The following is a 4,039-nucleotide window of genomic DNA, read 5'->3' as shown; positions in this document are numbered from 1 at the left end:
GTGTATTTAATAAATTAACAATGAATATGCCGCTCGTAACATTTACGATTGATAGTACAACTGTTAAGTTCCGAATAAAGTAACTCATTCTTGCTCCAATGCCACGAAATGCCACCACTCTAGATTTCTGCTCCGCCACTTTGCGTCGATGTCGCCAATCCAACTTATTCTGTCTCGCCAAGCCTCGGTTTTCCTCGGTTTGGTGTAGATTGGTTCAACGGGCCGGGAGATCACCGGGCGGCATTTTGGCCCGGTGCATCTTCCTGGTTGTGCATCGTTTCATTTACGGAACATGTTCACGTAGTGGATTCCCATGCCCACAAAGCCTACTCCAATGCCTGAGGCAGCAAGTATGAAACCGGCAGGCTGGGAAGCATATACAGTAACTAGCCATCCGCCTACTGCCACACAAAAGCCAATGACTCCAATTCGTAGTCCCAGTAATTTTCTCGTCGGTGTTGTGCGTTCTAATTTCTTCGTTTTTGGATTGAATAGTGCTCCGATGCCGACGGCTATTGCAGCAATAATTCCTCCGCCAGCGGCAGAATAGCTTTGATCAAAGGCTGCAACTTTGCCTATTGATGCACCGACAAGGGCAGCAACTGAGATTATGAGTAGCCGTGGTATGATTGATTGCATTTTTATGGGTTTTTCATTTTTATTCATTGCGCAACGGCTTAGCGCCTTACGTGACGCGGCGTTTTGCGGTCACGTGCGGGCGCATGTTCTGCCATTCCTTCAGTTTCTCAATTATTCGTCTTGCTAGATGCGTTTCGCCGCCGTCGAACTTGTCAGACAGTTGTCTCCTTGTCTCGACAAATTCCGCAAGGATTGCCAGAAGACCGTCAGAAGTTGACTCATTGAGTTTTTTTCGCAACTCATAAATCTCCGCCTCTGTCCTCTCTGCAACGGCAGTTTTTGCATCCCTCCAAAATTTTCCGTCGAGGTGGTGAGGTATTTTTCGAGAAAGGAACCATGACGAATGACCCGATGCGACAGATTCAAGCTCCTCCAGTAGATATGAAGCGAAATCGTCTTCTAACTGATCAAGTCTTTCGTATAGTTTTTGGTTCCTTCCCATTTCATTACCTTTGTGCAGAACGGTGGCGTGGCGCAGCGGCGAAGCGTAGCGAAGACCGGCTGCCGCCGTGTGGTTAGCCCTCTATAGCCTTACAATGCTGATATTCTTGTCGCCACAATGGCCGGCTATGTCTGCCATAATTCGCTCATAGATGTCATTTGAGACAAGAGGACCGAAGCCGATTTCGGTGATGGAACCATCAACAATAAAATTCACGTCTTGCCGTTTCCCGATAAAACGAATTTCTTCTTCTTGCGACCACTTCTTTGTTTTAGTCAGCAAGATATTTCTAAAATTTGTGATTCTATTCTCTACCTGAAGTGCGGATTCGAGAAAACTGTCTATATGGAAGACTTTCTCTTGTACATAGTGCACCCGATGGAATGACTCACCGACTAGAGCGTCAGGTATGTCAATTTCAACATATGCGCCGTTACCATGCCCGCCGTACTCTTCCCACAGATGATTATCTGATTTCATCAGTGAAAAGCTGGTTACTCCGATGTCCGTTCTGCACTGATGGATTATTTCTGCGACGTGCGTCGCCGTAGTCTCTTGGAGCTTTCCAGTCGCTAAAACCATCGCTGTTGATAGTTGAGGAGGGAGGAGCTTGGTGGTTCGGTACCGAGAAATGAACTCAGTCAATAGTCTAGCGGTATTGTTGGACGGTGTGTAGTCCAGGCTAAACCTGAACTCATCTTGATCGTTGAGGTCATCTGGCTTTGCACACCAGACAGTGTTTTTCAACACAATCGGCAGGAAGCGCTGGCGTTGCGTCTCGTCCGTCAATTCCCTGAACTTGTATATTTTCATTCATATTCCTGGGCTAACGGCTTGCGCCCTTGACCCGCGCCGGGGCTCTTCTCAGCCCCGGTCGGTGTCCAAGGGCCTGTTGGACCTCATCGCGGCAGGTTCCTCAGGCGTGATACTCTCCGGTGATCCGCCTCCGCACTCTTTGCCGTTTCTGTTTTTGTCTTTCAATGCTGGTGGCTGCCTCGTTCCGGACAATGTCCCCTAAGCCAGCGCCTCAGTGATACATATGTATTCCCATGGTTTTTTAATTCGCCTTTAATCGCCTTTTCAGTTTTTCTCGGAAATGCCTAAATGACGTGCTAATGAAAATACCAATTTCGCCAGATCACAACGGCGTTGACAATAAACAGAAGGCCTGTAAATGAAAGAAAGAGCCGAAGATTTCTCCGACGGCGCAGGGTTTCAGTTACGCTCGCGGCAATAATCAAAATAATCGCGAGAATTGTATAATGCATAAAGTTATTTTTGGGGTGATTGGGGACTAATATTTTGAAGAACAGATTCAAAAATCCGTACAAATTCAGCCAGAAAAAGAATGCAATGAAGTAGGCTGTTGCATTGAGAAATTTTTGAAGTCCGGGGCTTAGATCGGTATCTTCATTTTCCATTTCATTTCCTTGTGGTCCAACGGGGCTGCGCTTGACCTGCCGGGCGGGTTTATGCCCGGTCATGGTCTGAGCGCAAGTTAGATGCCTGGTCATCCATTTGCTCGATAATTTTAAGATATTTTTTCTCGTGCGAATTCCAAATGAACATAAACACTACCAGTACTATCAATATGAAGAAAGCGATTGAAAATGCGATGGGAAGCATAACTGACATAAGCACGAGACTTGATTGTTCAATCTGTTTGTTCAAAATCCTTTCTTGTACGATGAAGGGGTTCAATAATATTGGTGTTTTCAAAAATGCCCAAATTAGATAACCGGCAAGTATCGTTAGACACCCCCACCCACAAATTGGGAAGTATTTTGTTAGCTTCTTTCTCTTGCTGATAAACATCTGGTCCTTTTCACTTAAAGACATAACGATTCCTCTGCACTACAGGTCTTTTTTCTTAATCATCTAACGGATCTGGAGAACAGCGGCGGTTTTAGGCCGCTGTTTCTGCCTGGTTGGGACTTCGCATTTTTAGCAGTCTGCTTTTTTGTCAAATGTGTAGGTTTGACACCCTTGTCTCCTTTAGGTTTTTGTCCGTTTCCCTTGAAGCCAATGAAGACGTGACTTGAAATGTGCTCGTGTTTCTTCGGGCTTTTGTACAATGTTGTCAGCCGTTATTAAACGTGTTTCTGCCCAAGTTCCATTTCTTGTCCTGCAAATCGCTTCGACTGGAAAGGGACAATTACAGTCATATGAATAGATCAAGAACTGTTCTGGAAGCCGGAAATGATCCCGATCTGATGGAGCCCACTTAACGTCATCACCCACCTGTTGTTCTATAGGTGCAAGGTTACCCTCTTGCCACACAAATAGAGCACAGGCGCCATCTTTACCCTGCCATTCCTTCAACGATGTACCGCAGACTGGGCAGTTGATATCTACTGCCGGCAAGTAATAATCAAACATTCCCATGATTTGATCTCAGAAACTAAGAAAAGTAATGAGTTATTGTGTCGAGGTCCACTGGCCTCGTTGGTACTTCTCTTTAGCTTGTGACCTTTCAGTAATTGACTGATGTTGGTTGGTTTTTCATTTTTCTGAGTTACTTCAATTCAGTGGCCGCGCTTGTGCAATTTCTTCGTCAGTAATTAACCCAATGAGTTCCATAATTGCTTCGGAATCCTCATCAGAATAGCCAGCTAGATCAAGAATTGAGGGAGTACTGACTCCCAAAAAATCAACGAGTACCCCTGTAGAGAAGCCCAGCGCCAGTCCAGTGTTGAAATATCGACAACATATTTGTTTTTCCTTATGTCTATTACCTTTAGCGTCCCGAAAACCTTCTGAGGCAATACTCTGGAGCCCTTTCAAAAGCATTTCGTATTCAGAATCAGATTTTTCGTCTTTTGTCATCAGTTCATCTCCAACTCGTTATTCACCGGTTTCCCTATATAAGTAATTTATTCACTATATAGGTAACAAATTTCTTATATAGGACATTCCGAAAACACCCTATATAGGTAACTTACAGGCTCCTGTTCCCAT

At 45.0% G+C, this 4,039-nt stretch carries 7 protein-coding genes; all 7 read right to left on the bottom strand.

Features of this window, described 5'->3' with window-relative positions:
* The coding region (locus NC238_08810) for a hypothetical protein (protein MCM1566031.1) at positions 1-181 on the bottom strand (181 nt) is incomplete at its 3' end.
* Between the two features lie 98 nt (positions 182-279).
* Entirely contained in the window at positions 280-639 is a 360-nt protein-coding gene (locus tag NC238_08805) for a hypothetical protein (protein ID MCM1566030.1), read from the bottom strand.
* 46 nt (positions 640-685) lie between these two features.
* Positions 686-1,081, bottom strand: coding sequence for a hypothetical protein (locus NC238_08800; GenBank protein ID MCM1566029.1), 396 nt, complete (start codon positions 1,079-1,081; stop codon positions 686-688).
* Between the two features lie 81 nt (positions 1,082-1,162).
* Positions 1,163-1,894 carry a hypothetical protein gene (locus tag NC238_08795; GenBank protein MCM1566028.1) on the bottom strand — a complete coding sequence of 244 codons (732 nt, stop codon included), beginning with the start codon at positions 1,892-1,894 and terminating at the stop codon, positions 1,163-1,165.
* Positions 1,895-2,193: 299 nt separating this feature from the next.
* Positions 2,194-2,595, bottom strand: a complete 402-nt coding sequence (locus NC238_08790) for a hypothetical protein (protein MCM1566027.1) — start codon at positions 2,593-2,595, stop codon at positions 2,194-2,196.
* Between the two features lie 481 nt (positions 2,596-3,076).
* Positions 3,077-3,466: a hypothetical protein gene (locus NC238_08785; GenBank protein MCM1566026.1), complete on the bottom strand. Its 390-nt coding sequence runs from the start codon at positions 3,464-3,466 to the stop codon at positions 3,077-3,079.
* Between the two features lie 135 nt (positions 3,467-3,601).
* On the bottom strand, positions 3,602-3,907 hold the full coding sequence (locus NC238_08780) for a hypothetical protein (GenBank protein ID MCM1566025.1): 306 nt from the start codon (positions 3,905-3,907) through the stop codon (positions 3,602-3,604).
* Between the last annotated feature and the right edge of the window lie 132 nt (positions 3,908-4,039).

Origin of the sequence: Dehalobacter sp., from assembly GCA_023667845.1 — a bacterium.
GTDB lineage: Bacteria > Bacillota > Desulfitobacteriia > Desulfitobacteriales > Syntrophobotulaceae > Dehalobacter.
This window is presented reverse-complemented; position numbering and strand designations above follow the sequence as displayed.

What these genes read in the sequence shown, in the direction of transcription:
- NC238_08805 (MCM1566030.1), bottom strand. Translation starts at nt 639, where the DNA reads ATGCAATCAATCATACCACGGCTACTCATAATCTCAGTTGCTGCCCTT.
- NC238_08800 (MCM1566029.1), bottom strand. Translation starts at nt 1,081, where the DNA reads ATGGGAAGGAACCAAAAACTATACGAAAGACTTGATCAGTTAGAAGAC.
- NC238_08795 (MCM1566028.1), bottom strand. Translation starts at nt 1,894, where the DNA reads ATGAAAATATACAAGTTCAGGGAATTGACGGACGAGACGCAACGCCAG.
- NC238_08790 (MCM1566027.1), bottom strand. Translation starts at nt 2,595, where the DNA reads ATGACCAGGCATCTAACTTGCGCTCAGACCATGACCGGGCATAAACCC.
- NC238_08785 (MCM1566026.1), bottom strand. Translation starts at nt 3,466, where the DNA reads ATGGGAATGTTTGATTATTACTTGCCGGCAGTAGATATCAACTGCCCA.
- NC238_08780 (MCM1566025.1), bottom strand. Translation starts at nt 3,907, where the DNA reads ATGACAAAAGACGAAAAATCTGATTCTGAATACGAAATGCTTTTGAAA.